Here is a 25,703-nt window from a genome sequence, read left to right as displayed (position 1 = left end):
CAAATAAAGCGATTAAAGCGTTATTATCCCAATTTATTTTGTTTGAATTACATCAACTGCATTCCGAACACTTCCGTGCTTTTCTAAAAGTTCTGCTGCTTGCTGCTCGCTTACGCCAGTCGCTTCACAAACCATTCGAATAGCGCGAAGCACTAATTTATGATTACTCAATTGCATATCGACCATTTTGTTCCCCCGCACGCGACCTAGTTGAATCATAACAGCGGTGGAAATCATGTTAAGTACGAGTTTTTGGCCTGTACCTGATTTCATACGTGTGCTTCCTGTCACATATTCCGGACCTACGATTACTTCAATCGGATATTGCGCTTCGGCTGCGACCACACTTCCTGCATTACAAACAATACAACCCGTTAGAATCCCTTTCGCATTTGCATCCCGTAAACCACCCACAACGTAAGGCGTTCTTCCAGAGGCAGCAATTCCGATAACCGTATCCAAACTGTCGATTTTATAGGCATCCATATCGACCCAAGCCTGCTTTTCATCATCCTCCGCATTTTCTACCGCCTTGCGAATCGCCGAATCACCACCGGCAATAATTCCAATGACCCAATCATGCGGCACGCCATAGGTAGGTGGACATTCAGAAGCATCTACCACACCTAAGCGTCCAGAAGTGCCGGCTCCTATGTAAAAAAGGCGGCCACCTTGCTTCATACGTTTCACGATTTCATGGACCAAAGCCTCGATTTTCGGAATGACCTTTTCCACAGCAAATGGAACTGTTTTGTCCTCTACATTGATTTGGCGCAAAATGGTATCGACCGATTGCAGTTCTAAATCCTGGTAAGTCGAGGATGATTCAGTCGCTAAAGCACTTAGATTCTCAGCCATATTATTTCGATAAATCTGCGAATTTTTGGTAGAAATGAGGAATCGTCTCTATTCCTTTATAAAAATTAAATAAGCCATAATGCTCGTTAGGCGAGTGAATAGCATCTGAATCTAGACCAAAACCCATCAAGATCGACTTAATTCCTAACTCTTTTTCGAACAACGCCACGATCGGAATACTTCCTCCTCCACGCGTAGGTACAGGAACCTTCCCAAAAGTTGTCGTCAACGCATCCGATGCCGCTTGAAAAGCCACACTATCGGTCGGCATCAAATAAGCCTCTCCACCGTGGTGAGCGGTCACTTTCACCTTTACCCCTTTAGGAGCAATGGAAATAAAATGCGCTGTAAATAAGCGGGTAATTTCCTCTGATGATTGATTAGGAACTAAACGCATCGATATTTTTGCCTGCGCTTTCGATGGCAAAACGGTCTTCGCACCTTCTCCTGTATATCCACCCCAAATACCGTTCACATCTAAGGTAGGACGAATGGAAGCACGCTCTAATGTCGTAAATCTTTTTTCCCCGTAAACGGTGTCGATACCTAAATCTTTTTCATAAGCGCCTAAATTAAAGGGCGTTTGAGCCATAGCTGCCCGATCGGCCGCACTCACCTCTAACACCCCATCGTAAAAACCTGGGATGGTGATGTGATTAGACTCATCGTGCAGGGAGGAAATCATTTGGCATAAAATATTTACCGGATTCGCCACCGCACCGCCATAGACACCGGAGTGCAAATCGCGGTTAGGCCCTTGAATTTCAACTTCCATATAACTTAAACCGCGTAAACCCACGTCGATGGAAGGAATGTCATTCGCAATGATGGCGGTATCTGAAATCAATATCACATCCGCCTTTAATAATTCTTTATTCGCTGCTACGAAATTGCCTAGATTATCTGATCCAATTTCCTCTTCTCCTTCAATCATGAACTTGACATTACAAGCAAGGTTGCCAGATGCCAGCATTGATTCAAAGGCCTTCACATGCATAAAAACCTGGCCCTTATCGTCGCAAGCACCACGCGCATAAATAACGCCGTCTTTAATCACCGGTTCAAAGGGAGGATTATCCCAAAGTTCTAAGGGATCAGCTGGCTGAACATCATAATGTCCATAAACTAAAACAGTAGGAGCCGCTGGATCCACCATTTTCTCACCATATACAATCGGAAAACCAGCGGTCTCTTCCAGTCTCACCTTATCGGCTCCGGCCTTTTGTAAATTATCTGCTACCCATTCCGCTGCTTTTCGAACATCCCTAGCATAAGCTGGATCCGCAGAAACAGATGGAATTCGCAATAAGTCTAATAGCTCCGCTAAAAACCGATCCTTTTGAGCGGCAATAAATTCGTGTGTTGATTGCATAATAAATGAAATTGTTAGGCTATAAACGACCTTTTCGAGTAATAAGATACATCCGATTTTCCGTTCCTGAAATAATTCGACCGATATTTTTACGGTGCGTAAATATCACTAAAAAGGAAATAATAAATCCAAAATAAATCAATATGGGTTCTTCTTTGCCAAAAACGCTAAACTGAAGCAATAAGGGAAAGATTAACGAAGTAACCATCGATCCTAAAGAGACATAATGCGAAAACCCAAAAACAAGTAAAAAGACTAGGCTACTCGCTAAGGCCGCTTGCGGATGCAAGGCGATAACCATACCTAAAGTGGTGGCTACTCCTTTTCCTCCTTTGAAATCACAGAAAACCGGAAGCAGATGACCAATAATAGCTAAGAATCCGAACAGAATCTTTAACGTAACACAAGTTTGCCAATCTACAACACCAAACGTATACAACACCGTCGCTAAACTAGCTGCTGCAAAACCCTTTAAGGCATCCACAAATAGCACAATTGATCCGGCTTTTTTTCCTAATACCCGAAAGGTATTCGTGGCTCCTGCATTACCACTACCATGCTGTCTAATATCAATACCATGGTAGCGATCACCATACCAAATAGCTGTCGGGATAGAACCTAACAGGTAACTTAATAAGGAGAGTCCCACGAGAATTAATATCATATTGGAATTGATGTAACCTTGTAAATATAGGTGCTCGAACTTATGAAATCAACTAGATGATAAACATTCTTGAAATGTTTAAACTTTCTTCTTCATAATGTTCTAAAAAGAAAAATTTATCGAAGCCATTAACCGGAATTTTTGTGGATTTCCATGATCCAAATAGGTCAAACGATGAAAGGCTTGAATTCTAAAAATCTTAAAAATATTATCAATTCCATAGCCCACTTCAGCAAAGGGTTTATTGGGATCTAAGGAATCAAAGGAGTACTGATCTAAGAATTTGGAACGTAATGGACTATTTACATCCTTCATTATATCACGGTTAGCAGAACGTTGGCTTCCCATCAGAATATTTCCAGAGGCAATAAAGCGCCATTTCAATTTCTTAATGAGCGGAATGCGGTTAAAAAATAGTCCGTCGAAATTGTGATTGTATTGTATTGAAGCATATTGATCACTCACAAATTCAAAATAACTCATCGTTGAATAGGCGGAGCGCACGAAGAAAAATGTCTCATTTCCTAAATGGGGGAATAATAATGGGGCTGGTAAATTAGATGGAGTGTATCCCGCCGTAAAGGTATAATCAGAACGACCTAATGTGCCTAAACGAAAGGTTTGGTAGGCCTTCAACGTCACCCGGTCATAGGTAAAATCCCCACCTAAAAATCCTTTAAATCCATGCTGGTACTTTAATGTTATCACTGGAATTCGTTTAGTAGCTAACGTAATCCGCTCATTTCCATTCATGATAAACGTTTCATTTTTAGCAAAACGCAATTCCAGGGTGGCTAAGGTTTCTTGGTAATAATCTTGTACCGCAGAGGCAGCTCCTAACTCTGGATTTAATCGGTAATGAAAGCGAAATAAAGGATCAAATGAGCGTGTATTTAAGGACGTGGTCACCGTTATACCTTTGAAAAGTTCGGAAGAGAAAAAGGCCTCCGATTCGCGTCTAAAGAAGGCCCCTGAAAAGGCTCCCCAGCGCGTGAAGGCATAAAATAATTTATTGTCTCCGATTAATTCAGGCGTTAAACCCACTCGTTCGATATCATAGGAATGTCTTAACCCAGCTACTGTCCATTTCTTTTTAGAGAAAAGATAATTCACTTCAATGGCGTATTTAGGAACTAGGTCCCTTGTACCAAAACCAACATTACCCCGCAAAATCCAATGCTTATCGAAATTCGCGTTGGTTCTGAATCCGAGGCGGAAACGTGCCCCTTCGACTTTATTGATCGCAAAACTAGAAACATAGGGACCTACTTCGATATCATTAAACTTCTTATAACCACTTAAAACAATCTCCGCAATTTCGACATAAGTTCGGACTACGGGTAGATTTTTAACAGAATCAATCAAGGCCGATGCCATTAAATCTTGTGTACTTAAAGGTTCATGCCGCGCATTTTTCCAAAAATCAGGATTAGGTTGCATCGCATCTTCCGCCACCTCTGAAGTTAAATCATAAAACCCTACTTCGTGGGGTTTATTTACCACAAAATTCTTATTCGAAATGTACATTTTCAGCAACATTCCAGCACTTCCTTTGGTGATTTCCTCCAGGTCAATGAGGAATCTTGTTCTGGCTGGTAACCAAGCTCCTGAACTCGTTTGTTCTAATTCTTGAGATATCTTAATCTTATCGATAAAGTTCAAATTTGCCCCTTTATCCACAGATGCATCGATTTGAACTAATGCAAAGGAGGTTGTATCAATCCACATTTGGCCATTAAAGACTAGATCCATCGGATTCTTGGGATCAAAATCCATCTGGTAGCAAACGTGGCCATCTATATTAACTGTGTCGCCTAAGAAAAAATTATAACTAGCTTTCCAATTATCGCCAATCGGACTTGCAAAGTCCTTGCCGAAGAAGCCTACAAAGTTTTGGTAGAAGTTGTAATTCGCCACTAAATTACCACCCACTAACTGAGAAATTAGTGAACCATCTTTTACCCCTACACCCTTAATATTGGTCTTTAAAATTGTTTCCTTTTTACGCTGAGGACTCTCTAAATAATAAAACTTACCCAAGGACTCTGAGATATAGGTCGGAATAATTAATTTACCATCCTCTCCGGCGATTTTTTCAAATTTCTTAATCGCGGCCTCAATATCCTTCATTACCTTTTTCTCCTTGAATTTCTCCGAGATATTATCTACATCGAGCTCCATCTTCGCATAGGAATCGTATTCATAGGCATTTAGTTTCGAACGATCATTTATCTCTCGATTTCGAATAACTCCACGAAGGATTTTGAAGGCTGGATTTTCACCCGAATAAACAATCACTTCCGCCATTTCGCGGCCTGTTGGATCTAACTGAAAATCAATTTCTTGGTTTTTAGACCCGCGCGTAATTTTTTTAACCCGCTTTTTGTATCCCACAAAGGAAGCAAAAAGACTGTCAGCTGAATACTTTGAATTCAATAAAAACTCCCCTTGAAAATTCGTGGTGGCTCCTTGACTAATACCGACTAAACCAACCGAGGCAAAAGGAATGGGATCTCCATTTTTAGCATCAGTCACACGACCTTTAATCACGAATTGACCTAAGACCGGAATGACTGCAAACGACAAGAAAAACAACAGCAAAATGCTGAATTTCAATTTCATGGAGGGGTTTTATAATGCAAGAACTACAAAAATAGCAAGGGATTTGAATAATCCACTATTCGTCGGCACATTTCTAGTTTTCGTCTATGAAGTTGATGAATTTCTCCAATGCACGAGCCCGGTGTGCGATTAGATTCTTCTCTGCTAAAGTCATTTCAGCAAAAGTCCTTTCTTCATTTTCTGGTTGAAAAATGGGGTCATATCCAAAACCCTGGTTACCCTGAGGGGCCTCCACAATCTCTCCTTGAATCTCTCCCTCAAAAGAATGATAGGCTCCATCATGAAAATAGGTTAAGACGGTCACAAAGCGCGCGCGGCGATTAGCTATTCCGACAAGATTCTTTAAAAGCAATTCGAGGTTCGCTTGATCATTTTTGGGTTCTCCGGCATAGCGAGCAGAATAAACTCCTGGAGCTCCAGCTAATACCTCCACTTCTAAACCAGAATCATCTGCAAGGCAAGAGACATGGAATTTTTCGGCAATGTATCGTGCCTTCTGCAGGGAGTTCTCCACCAGCGTAGCGCCTGTCTCTGGAATTTCTTCTGTAATGGCTAAGGTGCTTAAATCACGCACGATAAAATGATCCTGCAGCAAAGAACTAAGCTCTTCGACTTTGTGCTTGTTTTGGGTAGCTAAATAAAGAATGGGACGCATTATTGTGCAGAAACCACTTCGATTTCAAAGTAAAGAGGAGAATATCCTGGAATAGATGAATTCCCTGCAGTACCATAAGCGATTTTATAGGGCAAGATGGCTTTCGCTTTTTCACCCACCCTCATCTTTAAAACAGTTTCCTCGAAACCGGAAATCAATTGACCTGTACCCGCAATGAAGGTTAAGGTACCAGATCCAAACTTCGAATCATAAACTACCTTATTGCTGGCATCAGTTTGGATATAACCATAACCTAAACGACCTAAATAATTAATTTTGATAGACTGACCCGTAGTCACTGCGGCACCCGTAGGATTTTCTAGCGTCTTTTGAAATACTAAACCAGAAGCTGTTTTTTCTGGATTAGAAAAACCATAGACCGTTTGCATGGAACTGATTTGAGCAGACTCATTTTTTATTGAAACTACTTCGACGTCTGCCTTTATAACAGAATAAGCAGGAACATTACCAAACGTATTACCCCCAAATGCAAGTGAAGAAGGAAGTAAAAACGTCCCTTTATCCCCTACCTTCATCAGAGAAACAGGCAAGGCAAACATACTTTGTGAAACCCCATAAACGATCGACTTCGACTGATTTGCTACTTTAGAGGTAGAATCAACGAAAGTTCCGTCTAATAAAGTCAATTTATAATGCAAGGTAACCAAATCTGCCACAGCGGGAGTGACAGAAGCTCCGGCAGGAACGATAGAATAATACATCCCATCTGTTGTTTTTTGATACGTTAAGTTACGCTGCTTCAGGTAATTCTGAATGTCAGAATCATTCTTAGAAACCTCTAGCTCTACTGGATTTTCTACAGAACAACTCGTTAAACCCGTCGCCAAAGCGAAAAATAAAACAACATACTTCAACATAACTAGTCAATTTTAGCGAGGTAGATTTCAAAACTTAAAGGTGTAAATCCGGGAATGCTGCTATTTCCATTCACCCCATAACCAAGAGCTGATGGGAAAACAATAACTGCCTTCTCCCCCAGACGCATTTTTTCGATACCCATTTGAAAACCGGGTACCGTCTGGGTTCCACCGATGGTAACGCTCATACTATCCGTACGAGACATATTGCCATCGAAAGCTCTAGAACTTAAAAAACGCCCTATGTATTTAATTTTAACAATTTTACCTTTAGCAGGAATTTCTCCAGTACCTGCTTTCAAACGAATGTAACGAAGTCCATCTGTTTGAGTTTCTGTAACTGTAAAAGCATTCCGAGCGATGTACTCCCGAATCAAATCATCTTGAGTACGAACTATATAGGATTTTATTTTCACCTTCATAGGTGTGTAAACCGGTAAATCGGGAAATGCCTGAGCTGTTCCTGGTAAAACTAAAGTGGCTTGTTCTCCTTCGCGCAAGGCTGACATTAAGGTAGCGAAAACAGGATTTGCATAGCCATACCGGAAAAAATAAGGAGAATTAGTCGCCCGATTTGTACTATCAAGCACCTTTCCTGTCACCAAGTTAGAGAACTCATAATGTACGTAAAGCGTGTCGCCCTTGGACGCTAATTCCCCTGCTGGATTCGATTTAGTCACAAAATAATAGCCTCCATTCTCCAGGGAAGATGGGCTTTGACTTTGACCAGCAAAGTAGGCTAAAATTTGTGTTTGGTTTTCTTTCGCATTCACATCGTCCTCTAAGGCAATATCAGACAGACAGGAAAACGTAAAAAAGGCAATAAATAAGAATCCGAAAACTTTCATTCAATTATTTCTTAGACAATACTTCTAATTCAAATACTAAGATAGCATTTGCAGGGATACGTGGAGCAGCACCTTGAGCGCCATAGCCTAAAGCTGATGGGATCACAAATGTACCTTTACCCCCTTTTTTCAATAACATTAATGCTTCATTAAAGCCTGGAACTAATTGACCTACTGGTGGCATAGCTACTCCTGCTCCTTTATCAAATTCTTTTCCATCTAAGAAAGTACCGATATAGTTCACTTCCCATGACTCTCCCATTTGAGGACCTTCGCCAGCACCAGGGTTTGAAATGGATGCGTATAAGCCGGTCGATGTTTTAGTAAATTTCTTACCCGAACCTGCTACATAAGCTTCGATTAATTTAGCGTCTTTGCCTGTTTGCTCTGCCGCTAATTTGCTCATGTCTTTTTCGAAATCTGCACGAGATTGTGCTTTCTTGATTTTTACGATGAATCGAACATCAGTTCCACGCTTCAAGAAGGGAGGAACTTGTTGGTTCGCATCTTTAAATAAACTGTCTACTGGAACAAAGATAGTTGCGCTATCCCCTACCGATAATAGACGAAGACCGTTTTCAAAAGATCCTTTAAATGCTCCTGCAGCAGCAGCTGGGGGAACTAAATCTTGTAAAGGCTTTCCTTCCTTGCGGGAATCTTTAATAGTAGAATCCGCCGCATTTTTGATAACTAAATCAAACGTAATGATATCACCTTCTTTTAATTTAGCGGCGCTATCGTCATGTTCGTGCTTTTGGATTTTAACTCCGTCTACTACTTCGACATTGTTACACGATGCTAGTGCCATTGCCGCTAATAAAATCACTCCTAGTTGTTTACGCATGATATTAGTTTTATAGATTTTTAACTCGATTTATTTCAGAAAGATACAAAGGTAACACTTCCATTAGTTTTTTCTTCGCATCCGCTAAAGTTCCACCAGAAAAACGTCCGCCAGACGCATTCTTATGCCCTCCGCCCTCAAAATAAGATGACGCAAATTCATTTACTGCAAATGGTTCAATAGACCTAAAAGATAGCTTCACGCCATCTGGACGCTCAATCATGAGGATAGACCAGACACAGCCAGCAATTTGCAAACCATAATTTACGATACCTTCCGTGTCGCCAGCTTGCGAATTAAATTTTGTTAAATCCTCCGCAGTTATCCAAATAAAAGCTAGGTGGTACTCGGGTAAGTATTCCATTCTTTGGCCTAATACATGTCCAATGAATTTCAAGCGATCAATACTCGAGGAATCAAACACCTTGCGATGCACCTCATTTGTATTCACCCCTAAACGAATTAAGTCAGCTACTATGGTATGCACATGAGCTGTCGTGTTTGGGTGGCGAAATGAACCCGTATCGGTCATTATACCGGAATATAAACAGGATCCGATGGAAGTGTCTAACAAAGTTTCATCACCCCATTCTAAGATTAAATCATAGATTAATTCGCAGGTGGAGGCAGCAATCGTCCGATGGTAATAATAATCGCCAAAGTCCTCCGGATCCAAATGGTGATCAATCACCACCTTTTTTGCCCTCGACTTACGCACCAAAGGCGCCATGTTATGGAGTCTTTGAATGCCGGAAAAATCCAAACAGAAAATAAAATCTGCTTCGTCTATTAGCGCATCAATTTGCACTTTGTGAAGCAGCTCATCATAGGTCAAAATATCCGCCGCACCCGGCATCCATTGTAAGTTGCCCGCAACGGCAGAAGGTACCGCCACCGTAGCCTGAATACCTTTTTTTGCTAAATGCCCTTGAAAAGCTAGTGTCGAACCTATGGCATCCGAATCCGGATTGAAATGGGCGGTGATCACGACTTTTGTGCCGGGAATTAGCTGGGATTTTAACTCAGAGATGGAGGTCATAAAATGGTTTTGCCAGAAATAAATTTGGGCGAACGCAAAGTTAAAGATAAATTTGTTGAAAATTATACCCATGTCAACAAATAGAACTTTTACCATGATTAAGCCGGATGCGGTTGCAGAAGGTCACACTGGAGCTATCATTCAACAGATTGAGAAAGCCGGATACAAAATTATAGCTCTTACTAAATTGCAGATGAGCCCAACGCAAGCAGCCGAATTTTATGCGGTACATCAAGCGCGTCCTTTTTTCCAAAGCCTATGCGACTTCATGACGATGGGAGAAATCATTCCGATGATTTTGGAGAAAGAAAATGCAGTGGAGGATTTCCGTCAGTTGATCGGTTCGACAAATCCGGCAGATGCGGCGGATGGGACTATTCGGAAGAATTTTGCCAAATCCATTGAGGTAAATGCCATCCACGGATCCGATTCAGATGAAAATGCGGCCATCGAAGGCGCATTCTTCTTCCCAGGAGTCTAAAAATTAGCGGTGTTTGTAGAAGAGAAATCCATTCTCTTCTTTTAAGAAGATCAGGTTAGGGTGATACTTAAACCGGTCTTCTGCATCCGCTTTCATAATAAAAAAAGCAGGTCTATCCAGTTTCTTTGCGGCTAAAAGCACATCGCCAGCGGGTGTCTCTGTGGGCTTTTGGAAATATAATAAATGGGCATAGGACTTAAATCCGACGGGTTCGATGTAGACTTTTTGTCCTGCTTTTGCGATGTAAAAATCAATCACGGTTCCCTGGGTATAGCCCTCGATTTTAGGAACCACCACCGCCATATAGGTCATAATAACGATAATCGACGCGGACATCAGCGAATGCAATTTCTTCGTGAACAAAAAATAGATCACCGAAATACCATAAACCACCCCGATTAAAAACTCCCATCCCGCCCAGTAAACCGGCGCATGCAAATTCCCTTGCACAAAAACATCTTGAATGTAAGGAATGATGACACCCGCATTTTGACCTATTAAAGGAACGGCCGTCAAAACCACCGCCAATAGCAGCCCAACCAATCCCATCGCTGTCATATTCTTCCAATTCCACCGGTATCCTTCCCATTGCCATTCCTGAATAACAAGTGCAGAAAAATAAGTCAATGGAATCCAGCACATCGAAGAATAGTGTACAATTTTCGTCTTCACGATGCTAAATAGAATCAGCACCACAAAAAACAACACTTTCATCCAGTTCGAGAAATCTAACTCCTCTCGCTTCCATCTAAACAAATGTGCGCCTGCCCAAATCGAGACTGGAAAGCAGCCAATCAACAACACCACAAAATGGTAATAGAAAGGCTGTCCGTGTCCGGCATCCCCCGTCGTCATCAAGCGAACTTGGTAGGTGAAAAAATCCTCAATAATCTGCCAGCCAAATTTATAGGCGATCAGTCCATACCAGGCAGCGAAAAATAAAACAGAGATCAAACCTGCTACGACCGCTCCTGTGAATAAACGAGTTGTTACACGCGATCGATAAAATAATCCCACCACCAACAGCGTCAAAGCCCAAAGTAATAATGCTGCGGGACCTTTAGTCAACAACGCTAAACCGATGGCAATACCAGCTAAAATCACATTTTGAAAGCGGCTAGAATCCTTAAAAAACTCAGCGAAAAAATAAACGCCCAGAAAAATTAACAGATTAAAAAGCGGATCAATAATCCCCGAACTCGCGTACACATGCGGGGTAATCGCCACTAAATAGGAGAAGGCCCAAAGATGACCAAAATTCTCATTCCAAGTCTTCTTTCCAATGGCATACAGCGTGCAAAGCGTCGCAATGCCAATTACTGCATTGGGGAAACGGGCCGCAAATTCCATCGAAATATCGGATTGGCCTGAAAAAGAATCAAAGGCCAGGAAGCTCAATGCCTGCAACCACAAGAACAAAGGGGGCTTCTCCCAGAAGGGCTGAAAATTGATTTGGACGCTAAAGAAATCCCCTGTCACAATCATCTCCCGTGCCGATTCAGCAAAATTCACCTCATCCCAATCGAATAAATGTGTTGATCCCAAAAAAGGGATATAGATCGCTGCACCTACGAGAGCCCAGAAAAGATAGGGTTTATTTTGAAGGGCTTTTAGCATAGATCAGGGTATAAAATAAATAAGATGACACGGTGCCGATGGCTGCACCCACCAGGGTATCCACCGGAAAATGTTGAAATAAATAGACTCTAGAATAGGCCACTCCCACGGCTAATAAACCAGCTATTAGGCCCCCGGAGAAACGACGTAGTAAAACCGCTATCCAGAAAAACACAAAGAAAGCGGCCCCCGTGTGTCCTGAAGGCATCGAATTATATTCACTGATCAGCAAACCGGGAATGATATGCCATTTAACACCTGAGTTTGCAAAATAAGCCAAAGGCCTTAAGGACTCCGCAAACACGAAATGCTTCAAGCCTTGAATCAACGCAGTAGAAAAAGCACAGGAATAGACATAAGGCAAAGCGTATTCTTTTCGAAAACGAAACAAGTAAATCAGAAACAGGGTGGGCAAAACCACTTCAGCAATGGAAGTTAGTGCTTGGAAGACAAGGTCGGCAGCAGCGGAATGATTTCCATTGATAAATAGCAGTTGATCAAGGCGCGTAAATGAGCTTACTCCTAGCCAGCCTATCACTTCAAAAATAAAAAAGATCCCTAAAAAAGCTTTTGCAGCCGGAGTCCAATGCTTCATAGCCCGAAATTACGAATTTGTTATCTCCATCTATTGCTGTTTTCGAATATTTTCGTAATTTCGCATTCTTTTTTACCCAAGAGTGAAAATGAACGTCCTAGAAGCATACCAGATACCGATACTTTCTTTAGAGGATAAAGTATACCCGTATTCCTTCACAGGTAACGACGAGTTTTTCGCTGCTTTCGAGCAGGAATGGGTACAAAAAGGCGAATTTAACGCAAAAGTGACGTTAGATAAAGGGGCCACCATGATTCAGGTTAGACTGATCATTGAGGGTCATTTGAAATTAATTTGCGACCGATCGAATGAAGAATTTGAATTCCCTATTCTCCTAGATGAGAAGATTATCTATAAATTCTCGGATCACAATGAAGACATGGGAAATAATTTGTTCTTACTAGACAGAAAGTCCCCTAAGTTAGATTTATCGCAAGATTTATTTGATTTCATTGCCTTGCAGGTGCCTATGAAAAAATTGCACCCGCGGTTCGTAAAACCCTTAGAAGAAGACGTAGATGGCGAGTTGATTTATACAACAGACCCGGAAGACGATAAAGCAGATCAGGAGCCAGAAATGGATCCTAGATGGGCAGCATTAAAAAAATTAACAGATAATAATTAATAAATAACAATACCATGGCACATCCTAAAAGAAAAATCTCTACTACTCGTCGTGATACAAGAAGAGCGCATGATTTTGGAACCCCTAAGCATTTAGGAGTAGATCCACAAACAGGCGAAACTCACCTTTATCACCGTGCTCACGTACATGAGGGAAACTTGTTCTACAAAGGAAAAATGATCGTAGAAGGATTCACGGTTAAGTAATTCCCTGATAGACTGCAGCTTTTCTCTGTTTTTTCAGCAAAACTGAAAAAATCCCGTTAAAATGCTATTTTTTGACTAAATTTAATACTATTTTTGCCAAAAGATTTAGTAATTAAACACAATTGAATGAAAATAGCCGTTGATGTGATGGGCGGGGATTATGCCCCAGAAGCAATAATACAAGGAATACTTTTATCGTTAACCAGTCTTTCAAACGACGACACTATACTAGCTGTAGGTCCTAAGGACACCATTGAGCAATTATTAGCGAAACACGGGTATGCTGGTAAGCAAATTACCATCATTCATGCGGACCAAGTAATTGAAATGGGTGAACATCCGACTAAGGCATTATCTCAAAAACCCAATTCCAGCATCGGAGTTGGGTTTCATCTTTTAAAAGAAGGCAAAGCAGACGTCTTTGCTTCTGCGGGAAATACCGGCGCTATGATGGTCGGATCTTTATTTTCCGTAAAAACTATCGAAGGAATTTCTCGCCCAGCGATCGCCGGTTTCGTACCTCAAGAGGACGGCACCTATGCATTAATGTTGGATATTGGCGCGAATGCTGATTGCAAGCCAGAGATGTTAGACCAATTTGCCCTTTTAGGCTCTGTGTATTTTGAGTCTACGACTGGAAAGAAATCTCCACGCGTGGGCTTGATGAGTATCGGAGAAGAAGAGCAAAAAGGAAATATGCTTACCTTAGCGACGCACGCCCTTTTAAAAGAAAATAAGAAGATTAACTTTATTGGAAATCTAGAGGGGAAAGACTTCTTTAAGAATAAAGCCGATGTGATTGTAACGGACGGATTTACGGGAAACATTATTTTGAAGATGGGCGAATCCCTTTACAAGATCATGAAAGACCAAGGAATCATGAATGAATTCATAGAGAATACGAATTACGAAAAATACGGCGGTAGCCCGATTATCGGGATTAATGGAAATGTGATTATTGCGCATGGGTCTTCGAGTCCTTTGGCCATACAAAACATGATCAAATTATGTAGATCCGTCGTAGAATCAGATGTTTGCGGAAAAATTAAGGCCGCTATCGAGAACCAATAATTATTATGAGCCAAAAAATAAGTGCAGCCATTACCGGAGTCGCAGGATATGTGCCGGATTATGTGCTGACGAACCAAGAATTAGAAAAAATCATTGACACGAACGACGAGTGGATTACCTCGCGTACCGGCATCAAAGAAAGACGTATTTTAAAAGGCGAAGGCCTAGGAACGTCTTTTATGGGAGCTAAGGCCGTAGAGGATCTCTTGAAGAAAACGAATACCAAGCCAGAAGAAGTAGATATGGTCATCTGCGCGACGGTAACTCCAGATTATTTTTTCCCGTCAGCTTCTAACCTTATTTGTAAGGCAGTAGGCATCCGTGAAACGGCGTCCTTCGATTTAGCCGCTGCTTGTTCCGGTTTCCTAAATGCTTTAGGAGCGGGAACTGCCTTTATCGAGTCAGGTCGTTACAAGAAAATTGTAGTGGTGGGAGCAGATAAAATGTCTTCGATTGTAGATTATACAGATCGTACGACGTGTATTCTTTTTGGGGATGGAGCTGGAGCAGTTATGCTAGAGCCTAATTTCGAAGGTTTGGGAGTACAAGATTTCATCTTAAAATCAGACGGAGATGGCTGTGAAGCCTTAATGCAAAAAGGGGGCGGAAGCGCCTACCCTCCTACGATAGAAACAGTCGAAGCTAAATGGCATTATATTCGCCAAGAAGGTCAATCCGTATTTAAATTTGCAGTGACTCGTATGGCGGATGTTTCCGAAGAAATTATGAAGCGTAACCACTTAACGGGCGATGATATTAAATACTTAGTGCCTCACCAGGCAAACAAGCGTATCATTGATGCGACAGCAAGCCGCATGGGTGTGAGTGACGATAAAGTGATGTTGAATATCCAAAATTATGGAAATACAACAGCGGCGACGATTCCACTTTGTCTTTGGGATTACGAAAACAAACTAAATAAAGGAGATAATTTGATCTTAGCAGCCTTCGGCGGAGGTTTCACCTGGGGATCAGCTTACGTTAAATGGGCATACGACCCTAAATAAACAGAAATGGCAACTACAGCAGACATTAAAAATGGTTTGGTGATTAAATACAATGACGATTTATATTCGATCATTGAATTCCTTCATGTAAAACCGGGTAAAGGCCCCGCTTTCGTTCGGACTAAATTGCGTTCATTAAGCTCAGGAAAAGTATTAGACAACACCTTTAACTCAGGTGTGACAATCTATCCAGTGCGTGTAGAACGTAGAAAATTTCAATTCATCTACAAAGACGAATATGGATTCAATTTTATGGATCAAGAATCTTTCGAGCAAATTCTGTTGAATGAGAACCTTTGCGTCATGGCTGATTTAATGAAAGAAGGCCAAGAAGTAGAGATTTTGATAAATACAGAAAACGATGCCGCTTTATCTTGTGAATTACCTCCTTTCGTAGAATTAAAGGTAACTTACACAGAACCAGGCGTTCGTGGGGATACGGCTAACTCGCCGAAGAAACCCGCAACGGTAGAAACGGGAGCAACGATTACGGTCCCTATTTTCATCGAACAAGATGAAATAATAAAAGTAGATACAAGAACCTATTCATACGCTGAGCGTGTAAAATAATTAGCTACCTTTGTAGCGCTTAATTAATAAAAAAGAATGGATACTAAAGAAATTCAGCGATTACTTGATTATATCGCAAAGTCTCCGCTAGCTGAGGTTAGCATCGAAACAGAGGGTTTAAAGGTCTCTGTGAAGAAATTTAGCGAAGCAGCACCCGTAGTTAGTGTAGTGGCGACAACGCCCGCAGCTGCAGCTCCGGCGGCAGCAGCACCAGCGGCTCCAGTTGCAGCAGCTCCGGCTCCCGTAGCAGATAACTTATACACCGTAAAATCACCTATGATTGGTACGTTCTACAGAGCGGCTGGTCCAGATAAAGATAATTTCATCGAAGTAGGATCAGAAATCGCTCCGGGTAAAACCGTTTGTGTGATCGAAGCGATGAAATTGTTTAACGAAATTGATTCAGAGATCTCTGGAAAGATCGTTAAAATCTTAGTTGATAATGCTAGTCCAGTAGAATTTGATCAACCATTATTCTTGGTTGAAAAAGCGTAATCTATGTTTAAAAAGATATTAATAGCGAATCGCGGGGAAATTGCCCTGCGTATTATTCGTACTTGCAAGGAAATGGGCATTAAAACAGTGGCCGTTTTCTCTACTGCTGATCGCGACAGTTTACATGTTCGCTTTGCGGATGAGGCCGTTTGTATCGGACCTCCACCCAGCAAACAATCCTATTTAAATATCCCGGCGATCATTTCGGCTGCAGAAGTAACTGGAGCAGATGCGATTCACCCAGGATATGGTTTCCTTTCAGAAAACGCGGAATTCTCCCGCATTTGTTCAGAACATGGAATTAAATTCATCGGTGCTTCGGCAGAGATGATTAATTCGATGGGGGACAAAGCGACGGCGAAAGACACGATGAAAAAGGCAGGAGTTCCGGTTATTCCCGGATCTGATGGCCTAATTGACACCGTAGAGGAAGCGAAGGAATTAGCTAAAACCATTAAATACCCGGTAATCATCAAAGCTACGGCTGGGGGTGGTGGTCGTGGTATGCGTATCATTCGCGAGGAGTCTGAATTTGACAAATTGTGGGAAGATGCGAAGATGGAATCGGCGGCGGCTTTTGGAAACGATGCCATGTACATGGAGAAATTTGTAGAGGAGCCTCGCCACATTGAAATCCAAATCGTAGGAGATAAATTTGGTAAAGTTTGTCACTTATCTGAACGCGATTGCTCGATTCAACGTCGTCACCAAAAATTATGTGAAGAAACTCCTTCCCCTGCCCTTTCTGACGAATTACGTAAGAAAATGGGGGATGCTGCGATTGCAGGTGCGACAGCCATCGGTTACGAAGGTGTTGGAACCGTTGAATTCTTAGTGGACAAAAATGGGGATTTCTACTTCATGGAGATGAATACACGTATCCAAGTAGAGCACCCGATTACAGAAGAAGTAACAGATTTTGACTTAATTAAAGAGCAAATCAAGGTAGCAGCAGGTATTCCGATTTCGGGCCAAAACTACTTCCCTAAATTATTCGCTCTCGAATGTCGTATTAATGCGGAGGATCCAGCGAACGGTTTCCGTCCGTCTCCAGGTAAGATCACGAATCTTCACCTTCCAGGCGGCCATGGGGTTCGTATTGACTCCCACGTCTATTCTGGTTACACGATTCCACCTAATTACGATTCGATGATTGCTAAGGTGATCGTTTCAGGCCAAAGCCGCGAAGAGGTTCTTCTTCGCATGAAACGTGCTTTGCAAGAATTCGTGATCGAGGGTATCAAAACAACGATTCCATTCCACATTAAATTAATGGATGATCCGATATTCAAATCGGGTAAATTCACGACGGCCTTCATGGACACTTTTGATTTGAATGACTTATAATTTTGCCCATTCAGGGATTGAAAAAGGAGGCTTTCGGGTCTCCTTTTTTTATTATAAAACATTTTCAATTAGACACTTGCATATCAATTGAAGATTTTATAAATTTGCACTCCCATTTTTCGATTGAATGCCCGTTTGAAAGATAAAATAGGTCATAATCAATTCCTTTAGACAAATTCCGTGGTCTAGGTGGAAACGATTGAAACAGTTAAATTATAAACAAGTGGATACTTTAAGTTACAAAACCATCTCCGCAAACAAAGCTACTGTACAGAAAGCTTGGTTTGTTGTAGATGCTGAAAATCAAATTTTAGGACGTGTTTGTTCTGAAATTGCGAAAATCATTCGTGGAAAACACAAGCCTTCTTTTACTCCACACGTTGATTGTGGCGATCAAGTGATCGTTATCAACGCGGATAAAATTCGCTTAACTGGTAAGAAAATGACAGACAAGGTGTATATCCGTCACACGGGTTACCCAGGTGGTCAGCGTTTCGCAACTCCACGCGAGGTTTTAGTAAAGAACCCAAGAGGTGTTGTAGAATCAGCAGTAAAAGGTATGTTACCTAAAAACCGTTTAGGTCGTGAATTATTTCACAACTTATTCGTTTATGCGGGATCAGAACATCCTCACGCAGCTCAACAACCTAAAGTAATTACCTTTTAACGGACATTAAGATAATGGCAGAAATAACAAGTAAAATCGGTAGAAGAAAGACAGCAGTAGCTCGTATTTCTATGACACCAGGTAAAGGCCAGATTAAAATCAACGGCCGTATGTTAACTGATTACTTTCCATCTGAAATTCTTCAGATTGTTGTTAATCAACCATTCGCTTTAACGAACACAGTAGGTTCATTTGATGTAACAGCTAACGTAGATGGCGGTGGTATCAAGGGACAAGCTGAAGCGCTTCGTATGGCGATTTCACGTGCACTTCAAACGCAAGATGCAGAATTACGTTCCCCTTTGAAAAAAGAAGGATTCTTAACTCGTGACCCACGTATGGTGGAGCGTAAGAAACCGGGACGTGCGAAAGCTCGTAAGAGATTCCAGTTCTCTAAGCGTTAAGATTTGTTCGTGGAAAAGGCTTGTCTGTTGCCGATGCCTTTTCCACTTTTATATTATTCACACTTAAACAACCAAAATGGCACAATTAAGCTACAACGACTTGCTTGACGCAGGCGTTCACTTCGGTCACTTGACTCGTAAGTGGGATCCTAAAATGGCTCCATATATCTTTATGGAGAAAAATGGTATCCACATCATTGATCTAAATAAAACTATCTCTTCTTTAGAAGAAGCTTCAGCAGCTCTTCGTTCGATTGTACGTTCTGGCCGTAAGGTTATGTTCGTTGCAACGAAAAAGCAAGCACAAGAAATTGTGACGACAGAAGCAGATAAATTAAAAATGCCCTACGTTACTGACCGTTGGTTAGGTGGTATGTTGACTAACTTCGCGACTGTACGTAAGTCCATCAAGAAGATGTCTAGCATTGATAAAATGTTAAAAGACGAAGTTCTTGTTAAAACGATCGCTAAGCGTGAGCGTTTAATGTTAACTCGTGAAGAAGAAAAATTAAAGCGTGTGTTAGGTGGTATCACTGAATTAACTCGCCTTCCAGCGGCTTTATTCATTGTAGACGTTAAGCGTGAGCACATCGCGGTTTCTGAGGCTAAGAAATTAGGTATCCCAGTTTTCGCTATGTGCGATACTAACTCTAACCCAGACTTAGTTGATTACCCTATCCCAGCGAATGATGATGCATACAAGTCTATCTCTATCATCATCACAGCTATTTCTAAAGCAATCGAAGAAGGTTTAGCTGAAAGAAAGCAGGATAAAGATGATGCTCGTGAGGCGGAAGAAGTAGAAGCTAAAAAAGCAGCGGACGACGATTCACAAGAGGCAGCTAAGGTAGCGGCTAAATACGAAAAAGAAGCAGAACAAGAATAAATATTCATAACATGTCAATTACAGCAGCAGACGTAAATAAGTTACGCCAAATGACAGGCGCGGGAATGATGGATTGCAAAAAAGCTTTGACAGAAGCCGAAGGTGACTTCGAAGCAGCAGTTGATTTCCTTCGTAAAGCAGGTCAAAAAGTAGCCGCGAAACGTGCAGATAATGAAACGAATGAAGGTGTTGTTTTAGTAGCACTTAATGCGGATCATTCTAATGGTAAAATAATTGCTTTAGCTTGTGAAACTGAACCAGTTTCTAAAGTGCCAGACTTCAATAACTTAGCAAAAACAATCATTGACAAAGCAGCAGCGTCTCACGCTCCTTCAGCGCATGATTTATTAGCTGAGCCATTAGCAGATGGACGTTCATTAGAAGGTCACATCATTGACTTAACTGGTAAAATTGGAGAGAAAATTACCTTAGCTGCTTACGAAAACGTAACAGCGGAGAAAGTTGTTTCTTATATTCACTCGAATAACAAAATCGGTGTTTTAGTTGCATTCGAAAACGTTCAAGGAGCAGATGTATCTGAAGTAGGTAAAGATATCGCCATGCAAATTACCGCTATGAAACCAGTCGCTTTAGACAAGGATGGCGTTGATTCTGAGACCATTGAAAGAGAAATCGAAATCGGAAAAGATCAAGCACGTCAAGAAGGTAAGCCGGAGGCGATGTTAGAGAAAATTGCGGTAGGTAAATTAGAGAAGTTCTACAAAGAGCAAACTTTATTGAACCAACAATTCGTAAAAGACTCATCTATCACGATTCGTCAACTATTAGAGCAAACGCAAAAAGGTTTAACGATTTCATCGTTCAAACGTATTTCTTTGGTTTAATAGCACTCGAATTATAGGAAAGGCCCACCCGAAAAGGTGGGTCTTTTTTTTGTCATGAAAATTATCGTCTCTACGCTCAATTTCTTTGATAGAATGCGCTACATTTTCTAACTTGTAGTTGAATTCAAATTCTGAAAATTTTAGTCGAGAATGGCGTTAATTAGCATCTTAGGTGGAGGAGAAAGTGGTGTAGGAGCCGCTTTATTAGCTAAATCAAAGGGATTTGCCGTGTTTTTGTCCGATGCTGGATCGCTAAAAGAAAATCACCAACAGACATTACGTGAAAATCAAATTGAATTCGAGACGGGCGAACATAGTTTAGACCGTATTTTGAATTCGGATGAAATCATCATCAGCCCTGGGATTCCGGAGAAAACGGATATCGTAAAGGCCATTAAAGCAAAGGGGATTTCGCTTATATCTGAGATTGAATTCGCCTCGCGATACACGAAGGCGAAAATTATCGCTATCACCGGATCAAATGGTAAAACAACAACAACCTTATTGACTTACCATTTCTTGAAATCAGCAGGTCTAAAAGTGGGTTTGGCGGGAAATATTGGACAGAGCTTTGCCAAGAAAGTGATGGAAGATCAACATGATATTTATGTGCTAGAGATCTCCAGTTTTCAATTAGACCGCTGCTTTCAATTCCAACCAGATGTCGCTGTATTATTAAATATCACCCCCGATCACTTAGATCGCTACGAGTATAAATTTGAAAATTACATTGCCTCGAAGTTCCGTATTTTCCAAAACGCGGGTGCTAAAACGAGCTGTGTGCTTTGGGCAGATGATGAAGTGATTAAAGCTCACTCAGCTAAAATGCCATCCAATGCGCGGTTAAAAACCGTCAGTTTTCATCAAAAAGCGGATGCTTTTATTTCGGCCGAAAAAATTCAATTCGATGGCGCTGAATTAGTTTTAGCTGATGCTCCATTGAATGGCCCACACAATGCCATCAATATGTCAGTTGCTATTTTAGCAGCACATGAGGCGGGGCTAACCTTCCCGCAAATCCTTCAGTCCCTTCCCTTATTTGAAAATGCCCCGCACCGATTAGAATCATGTGGGTTATGGAAAGGGGTTGAATTCATTAATGATTCCAAGGCCACCAATGTGGATGCCGTTTTTTATGCCCTAAATAGCTATAAGCAACCTTTGATTCTTCTCATGGGAGGTGTAGACAAAGGGAATGAATATGAAGTCTTAGATGCCTTAGTAAAAGAAAAAGTGAAAGGTTTGATCTGTCTAGGGACAGATAATTCGAAATTAGAGAGTCATTTTAGTGCTATCGTTCCGAAGCTTTTTTCGACAGATCAATTAGAGGCCGCTATTCATAAAAGTATGGAATGGGCGAGCGAAGGTGATGTTGTGTTGCTTTCTCCAGCTTGTGCTAGCTTTGATTTGTTTAAGAATTATGAAGATCGAGGAGATCAATTTAAGAACACTCTAAAACGTTTGATCCATGGATAGTAAAATCAAGGCCTTTTTTCAGGAGCATCTAAAGGGGGATTACAAGATTTGGTTGATCGTGTTTATTTTAAACGCGTTTGGTTTAGTAATTCAGTTTTCTGCTAAAGCAAAACTGACGATGGATGGGCCGCTTGAGCCGCTTTCCAGTTTTGTCAAAACTTTAGCCATTTTAGGCATATCCTTTTATTTAATGTCCTTCTTCTCTAAATCAAATTATAGTAGAGTGGCTAAATTTAGTGATTTAGCCTTAATTCTATCTTGGGGATTAGTACTAATTGCCCTATTATTTGGGCCAAAAATAGGGGGTGCAAATCGCTGGGTGAACCTAGGGCCTATCTCCTTTATGCCATCAGATATGGTTAAATTATGCCTCATCACGAGTCTCGCTAAAGATTTCTCCTCTAAACAAGCTGACCCCGAATCATATAATTACGTGATGTTCATTCGAATGCTTTTTAAAATCGGCATTTCGTGCTTCCTAATTATGCTTTCAAACTTTTCGACGAGTGTTTTGATTTTTTTCACCAGTTGTATTCTGATGTATTTTGGTCGTGTTCCGGCGAAGCAAATTATCGCCATTATTGTAGCGGTTGGCGTTTTAGCTGTGACTGTAGTTGGATTGGGCATTGGCCAAAGAGCCCAAACAGTAAAAACTCGAATGGAGAACTTTGTTCAACGTATAGGCAAGAATGAAACAAAAGTAAATAAGGCTGCTAAAAACGAGGACTACCAAATTACGAATAGTCTTTATGCTATTTCCACTGGAGCCATTCACCCGAAAGGACCTGGAAAAAGCCAACAACGCTTTATCTTATCTCAGGCCGAATCCGATTTCGTGTATGCCATCATTATTGAAGAATATGGTATCGTGGGCGGTCTAGCTATTCCGATCCTCTTCCTCATCTTTATGTATCGAGGGGCGAAAGCCATTCAGTATAGCAATAAACCTTTTGGCGGATTGCTATCCGCTGGGTTAACATTCTCCATTGTTTTCCAGGCTTTCATTAACATGTTAGTAGCGGTGGACGCGGGTCCGGTAACCGGTCAACCCATGCCCATGATTTCTGCGGGAGGTACGTCCTTGATTTTTACTGCGATTAGTATTGGATTAATTTTAGCCGTTAGCAAGGACAAAGATCCTGAACCTGTTCAAACTGCTCTAGCCTAATGTCCATTCAACGCGTCATTATTTCTGGAGGGGGAACAGGGGGACATATTTATCCCGCTATTTCAATCGCGAACGCGATGAAGGAAATTGACTCGTCCATTGCGTTTTTATTCGTGGGTGCGGAAGGAAAAATGGAGATGGAAAAAGTACCTAAAGCTGGCTTTAAGATTATCGGTTTACCGATAGTGGGTATCCAAAGAACCCAGGTTTGGAAGAACCTCTTCTTCCCTTTTAAGCTTTTGAAAAGCCTTTTTTTATCCGTTAAAATTTTGCGGGAATTCAAACCAGATGTAGCTGTAGGCGTGGGCGGTTATGCCTCTGGGCCTTTGTTATTAGCCGCTCGATTTCTAGGTATCCCCTATTACATTCAAGAACAGAATTCCTTCGCAGGAATAACGAATAAAGCATTAGCCGCTAAGGCAGAACACATTTTCGTGGCTTATCTTGGTATGGAAAAATTCTTTCCTGCGGAAAAAATCACCTTGAGTGGAAATCCAGTTAGAAAAGACTTACTCGATGCGAAGGGTAAAAAAGCGAAGGCGGCAACTCATTTCTCCTTAGATCCAGCGAAAAAAACTATTTTAATCATCGGCGGAAGTCAAGGGGCGCTCAGTATCAATCAAAGCATCTTAGCCGGATTAGATCGATTAGCGAAAGCGGGAATACAAGTGATTTGGCAAACAGGAATCGCATTCGAATCCACCGCAAAGCAAGCTACTGCAAATCAACCTTCCCTCTACGTCTCCGCCTTCATCTACGAAATGGACTTAGCTTATGCCATGGCTGATTTAGTCATCTCCAGAGCCGGAGCGTCCTCCGTATCAGAGATTTGTTTAATCGGTAAAGCAAGCATTTTAGTCCCTTTACCTGGCGCCGCAGAAGACCACCAAACGGAGAACGCGAAAAGTCTCGTTTCCCAAAATGCAGCCATTTTAGTGCGCGACTCTGAGGTGAAGGAAGCTTTAATTACGGAAGCCCTGAAGGCGATTCAATCTGACTTAAGTTCCATTGAGAAAAATAGTCTTCGTTTAGCAAAGCCGAACGCAGCACATGATATTGCCCAATTCATTTTACACGCATGAAAAAAGAGTTAAGCCTTAGTGATTTAAAACAAGTCTATTTTTTAGGAATTGGAGGTATTGGTATGTCTGCCATCGCACGCTGGTTTTTGCACAATGGATTCCCGGTAGCGGGTTATGATAAAACAGAAAGCCCGCTAACGAAAAAATTAGCCGAAGAAGGCATGGTCATTCACTATGAAGATTCCGTCGATCTAATCCCTACAGCTTGCCTTTCAGACACCGAACATAGTTTATTCATCTATACCCCAGCGATTCCGAAGGATCACATCGAGAAGAATTATTTATTAACACAAGGAATTCGCCTTTACAAACGTTCCGAAATTTTAGGTTGGATCACCCAACAAATCCTTACCCTAGCGGTAGCTGGAACGCACGGTAAGACGACGACATCCTCCCTTTTGACGCATTTATTAATTCATGCTGGTAAAAATGTGACGGCGTTTTTAGGTGGTATAACCGTGAATTACGGCACTAATTTCATCCCAAACCAGTCAAAAGAAAACATCGTTTGTGTGGTAGAGGCGGATGAATACGATCGCTCTTTTTTAACCCTACATCCTCAAGCGGCCGTAGTAACTTCCACCGATGCGGATCACCTGGACATTTATGGCGATGGCGATTCTGTTGTAGAAAGTTTCCAATTATTCGTAAACCAAATCAAGTCAGACGGATTCTTTATCCAGAAAAAGGGATTGAGTTTAAAATCAGCCTTAGGTGGCTCGACTTTTGGGATCGATCAAGGGGATTTCCAGGCAAATAACATTCGAATCAAAGATCACCGAATGATTTTTGATATGAGCTATCCGGGTGGCGATGTGAAAGATATTCCCATGCGAATTCCGGGCTTTCATAATATTGAAAATGCGCTGGCAGCAGCCGCTCTTGCCATGCAAGTGGGAGTTAGCGGGGAAGAAATCAAGGCAGGTATAGCGTCGTTCTTAGGGGTTAAGCGCCGCTTTGAATACCAAGTAGAATCAGATGAACACGTCATGATCGATGATTATGCGCATCATCCGACGGAGATCGCCGCTTGTCTGAATTCGGTTAAAGCACTTTATCCAGGTGTAAAAATTACAGCGGTATTCCAGCCGCATTTATTTTCGAGAACCCGCGATTTTATGGAGGATTTTGCCAAAAGTCTAGCTATCGCAGATGAACTCTATTTATTAGACATCTATCCCGCGCGGGAACTGCCTATTGAAGGCGTCACTTCAGACTGGTTATTGAATAAAATTGAACTGAAAGAGAAGCAAGTTATCTCTAAAAAAGACTTACTCCAGGTGATCGATGAGAAAAAACCCGCTTTATTAGTGACGATGGGAGCAGGAGATATTGATCTTCTTTTGAATGATTTAAAATTGAGCTTATCTTAGTATAATAT

Annotated in this window: 27 protein-coding genes; 16 read left to right on the top strand and 11 right to left on the bottom strand. The window is 41.5% G+C overall.

The window, feature by feature from the left end; translation table 11 throughout:
* Positions 1–33 precede the first annotated feature (33 nt).
* From murQ to ACST13_RS08900, 9 genes are all read right to left on the bottom strand, one after another.
* A complete protein-coding gene (murQ, locus tag ACST13_RS08940) occupies positions 34–858 on the bottom strand; it encodes an N-acetylmuramic acid 6-phosphate etherase (RefSeq protein ID WP_459522848.1) in 825 nt (274 codons plus the stop codon).
* 1 nt (position 859) lies between these two features.
* Positions 860–2,230: a dipeptidase gene (locus tag ACST13_RS08935; protein WP_459522847.1), complete on the bottom strand. Its 1,371-nt coding sequence runs from the start codon at positions 2,228–2,230 to the stop codon at positions 860–862.
* A gap of 19 nt (positions 2,231–2,249) precedes the next feature.
* A complete protein-coding gene (gene plsY / locus ACST13_RS08930) occupies positions 2,250–2,894 on the bottom strand; it encodes a glycerol-3-phosphate 1-O-acyltransferase PlsY (protein WP_459522846.1) in 645 nt (214 codons plus the stop codon).
* A gap of 102 nt (positions 2,895–2,996) precedes the next feature.
* Positions 2,997–5,516 (bottom strand): DUF5686 and carboxypeptidase-like regulatory domain-containing protein, encoded by a 2,520-nt coding sequence (locus ACST13_RS08925; RefSeq protein WP_459522845.1) that lies wholly within the window; start codon positions 5,514–5,516, stop codon positions 2,997–2,999.
* Positions 5,517–5,589: 73 nt separating this feature from the next.
* Entirely contained in the window at positions 5,590–6,171 is a 582-nt protein-coding gene (rdgB, locus tag ACST13_RS08920) for an RdgB/HAM1 family non-canonical purine NTP pyrophosphatase (protein WP_459522844.1), read from the bottom strand.
* A complete protein-coding gene (locus tag ACST13_RS08915; protein ID WP_459522843.1) occupies positions 6,171–7,049 on the bottom strand; it encodes an FKBP-type peptidyl-prolyl cis-trans isomerase in 879 nt (292 codons plus the stop codon). The genes rdgB and ACST13_RS08915 overlap by 1 nt, the downstream gene beginning before the upstream one ends.
* 2 nt (positions 7,050–7,051) lie before the next feature.
* Positions 7,052–7,897: an FKBP-type peptidyl-prolyl cis-trans isomerase gene (locus ACST13_RS08910; RefSeq protein WP_459522842.1), complete on the bottom strand. Its 846-nt coding sequence runs from the start codon at positions 7,895–7,897 to the stop codon at positions 7,052–7,054.
* 4 nt (positions 7,898–7,901) lie between these two features.
* Positions 7,902–8,741: an FKBP-type peptidyl-prolyl cis-trans isomerase gene (locus ACST13_RS08905; RefSeq protein WP_459522841.1), complete on the bottom strand. Its 840-nt coding sequence runs from the start codon at positions 8,739–8,741 to the stop codon at positions 7,902–7,904.
* Between the two features lie 10 nt (positions 8,742–8,751).
* Positions 8,752–9,780: a DHH family phosphoesterase gene (locus ACST13_RS08900; RefSeq protein WP_459522840.1), complete on the bottom strand. Its 1,029-nt coding sequence runs from the start codon at positions 9,778–9,780 to the stop codon at positions 8,752–8,754.
* Between the two features lie 70 nt (positions 9,781–9,850).
* On the opposite strand from ACST13_RS08900, the gene ACST13_RS08895 reads away from it, so the two are divergent.
* Complete coding sequence (locus ACST13_RS08895) at positions 9,851–10,261, top strand: nucleoside-diphosphate kinase (protein ID WP_459522839.1); 411 nt, start codon at positions 9,851–9,853, stop codon at positions 10,259–10,261.
* 3 nt (positions 10,262–10,264) lie between these two features.
* Here the strand turns inward: ACST13_RS08895 and ACST13_RS08890 are convergent, their stop codons facing one another.
* Both ACST13_RS08890 and ACST13_RS08885 read right to left on the bottom strand, forming a co-directional pair.
* Complete coding sequence (locus ACST13_RS08890; RefSeq protein WP_459522838.1) at positions 10,265–11,878, bottom strand: ArnT family glycosyltransferase; 1,614 nt, start codon at positions 11,876–11,878, stop codon at positions 10,265–10,267.
* Entirely contained in the window at positions 11,856–12,473 is a 618-nt protein-coding gene (locus tag ACST13_RS08885) for a phosphatase PAP2 family protein (protein WP_459522837.1), read from the bottom strand. The genes ACST13_RS08890 and ACST13_RS08885 overlap by 23 nt, the downstream gene beginning before the upstream one ends.
* 88 nt (positions 12,474–12,561) lie before the next feature.
* Between ACST13_RS08885 and ACST13_RS08880 the strand changes: the two genes are divergently transcribed.
* The 15 genes from ACST13_RS08880 (at position 12,562) to murC (ending at position 25,695) form a co-directional block, all read left to right on the top strand.
* A complete protein-coding gene (locus ACST13_RS08880) occupies positions 12,562–13,098 on the top strand; it encodes a YceD family protein (protein WP_459522836.1) in 537 nt (178 codons plus the stop codon).
* A gap of 14 nt (positions 13,099–13,112) precedes the next feature.
* Positions 13,113–13,304 (top strand): 50S ribosomal protein L32, encoded by a 192-nt coding sequence (rpmF, locus tag ACST13_RS08875; RefSeq protein WP_130895023.1) that lies wholly within the window; start codon positions 13,113–13,115, stop codon positions 13,302–13,304.
* Between the two features lie 126 nt (positions 13,305–13,430).
* Entirely contained in the window at positions 13,431–14,375 is a 945-nt protein-coding gene (gene plsX, locus ACST13_RS08870) for a phosphate acyltransferase PlsX (protein WP_459522835.1), read from the top strand.
* A 5-nt stretch (positions 14,376–14,380) separates the two neighbouring features.
* On the top strand, positions 14,381–15,382 hold the full coding sequence (locus tag ACST13_RS08865; protein ID WP_459522834.1) for a beta-ketoacyl-ACP synthase III: 1,002 nt from the start codon (positions 14,381–14,383) through the stop codon (positions 15,380–15,382).
* Between the two features lie 6 nt (positions 15,383–15,388).
* Positions 15,389–15,952 carry an elongation factor P gene (gene efp, locus ACST13_RS08860; protein WP_459461850.1) on the top strand — a complete coding sequence of 188 codons (564 nt, stop codon included), beginning with the start codon at positions 15,389–15,391 and terminating at the stop codon, positions 15,950–15,952.
* A gap of 36 nt (positions 15,953–15,988) precedes the next feature.
* Complete coding sequence (gene accB / locus ACST13_RS08855) at positions 15,989–16,447, top strand: acetyl-CoA carboxylase biotin carboxyl carrier protein (RefSeq protein ID WP_459522833.1); 459 nt, start codon at positions 15,989–15,991, stop codon at positions 16,445–16,447.
* A 3-nt stretch (positions 16,448–16,450) separates the two neighbouring features.
* Positions 16,451–17,794: an acetyl-CoA carboxylase biotin carboxylase subunit gene (accC, locus tag ACST13_RS08850; RefSeq protein WP_459522832.1), complete on the top strand. Its 1,344-nt coding sequence runs from the start codon at positions 16,451–16,453 to the stop codon at positions 17,792–17,794.
* 223 nt (positions 17,795–18,017) lie between these two features.
* Positions 18,018–18,461 (top strand): 50S ribosomal protein L13, encoded by a 444-nt coding sequence (gene rplM / locus ACST13_RS08845; RefSeq protein ID WP_459522831.1) that lies wholly within the window; start codon positions 18,018–18,020, stop codon positions 18,459–18,461.
* A gap of 14 nt (positions 18,462–18,475) precedes the next feature.
* Positions 18,476–18,865 (top strand): 30S ribosomal protein S9, encoded by a 390-nt coding sequence (gene rpsI / locus ACST13_RS08840; RefSeq protein ID WP_459461841.1) that lies wholly within the window; start codon positions 18,476–18,478, stop codon positions 18,863–18,865.
* Positions 18,866–18,941: 76 nt separating this feature from the next.
* Entirely contained in the window at positions 18,942–19,751 is an 810-nt protein-coding gene (rpsB, locus tag ACST13_RS08835) for a 30S ribosomal protein S2 (RefSeq protein WP_459461839.1), read from the top strand.
* 11 nt (positions 19,752–19,762) lie between these two features.
* A complete protein-coding gene (tsf, locus tag ACST13_RS08830) occupies positions 19,763–20,596 on the top strand; it encodes a translation elongation factor Ts (protein ID WP_459461837.1) in 834 nt (277 codons plus the stop codon).
* Positions 20,597–20,746: 150 nt separating this feature from the next.
* Positions 20,747–22,072, top strand: coding sequence for a UDP-N-acetylmuramoyl-L-alanine--D-glutamate ligase (murD, locus tag ACST13_RS08825; RefSeq protein ID WP_459522830.1), 1,326 nt, complete (start codon positions 20,747–20,749; stop codon positions 22,070–22,072).
* The gene (locus ACST13_RS08820) at positions 22,065–23,240 is read left to right on the top strand and encodes an FtsW/RodA/SpoVE family cell cycle protein (RefSeq protein ID WP_459522829.1); all 1,176 of its coding nucleotides are present in this window, start codon (positions 22,065–22,067) and stop codon (positions 23,238–23,240) included. The genes murD and ACST13_RS08820 overlap by 8 nt, the downstream gene beginning before the upstream one ends.
* Positions 23,240–24,322 (top strand): undecaprenyldiphospho-muramoylpentapeptide beta-N-acetylglucosaminyltransferase, encoded by a 1,083-nt coding sequence (gene murG / locus ACST13_RS08815; RefSeq protein ID WP_459522828.1) that lies wholly within the window; start codon positions 23,240–23,242, stop codon positions 24,320–24,322. The genes ACST13_RS08820 and murG overlap by 1 nt, the downstream gene beginning before the upstream one ends.
* Positions 24,319–25,695: a UDP-N-acetylmuramate--L-alanine ligase gene (murC, locus tag ACST13_RS08810; RefSeq protein ID WP_459522827.1), complete on the top strand. Its 1,377-nt coding sequence runs from the start codon at positions 24,319–24,321 to the stop codon at positions 25,693–25,695. The genes murG and murC overlap by 4 nt, the downstream gene beginning before the upstream one ends.
* Positions 25,696–25,703 lie beyond the last annotated feature (8 nt).

The sequence above is a fragment of the Aquirufa sp. A-Brett2-W8 genome, from assembly GCF_054558755.1.
The sequence above is the reverse complement of the archived record's forward strand: the minus strand, read 5'-3'. Positions and strand labels throughout refer to the sequence as shown.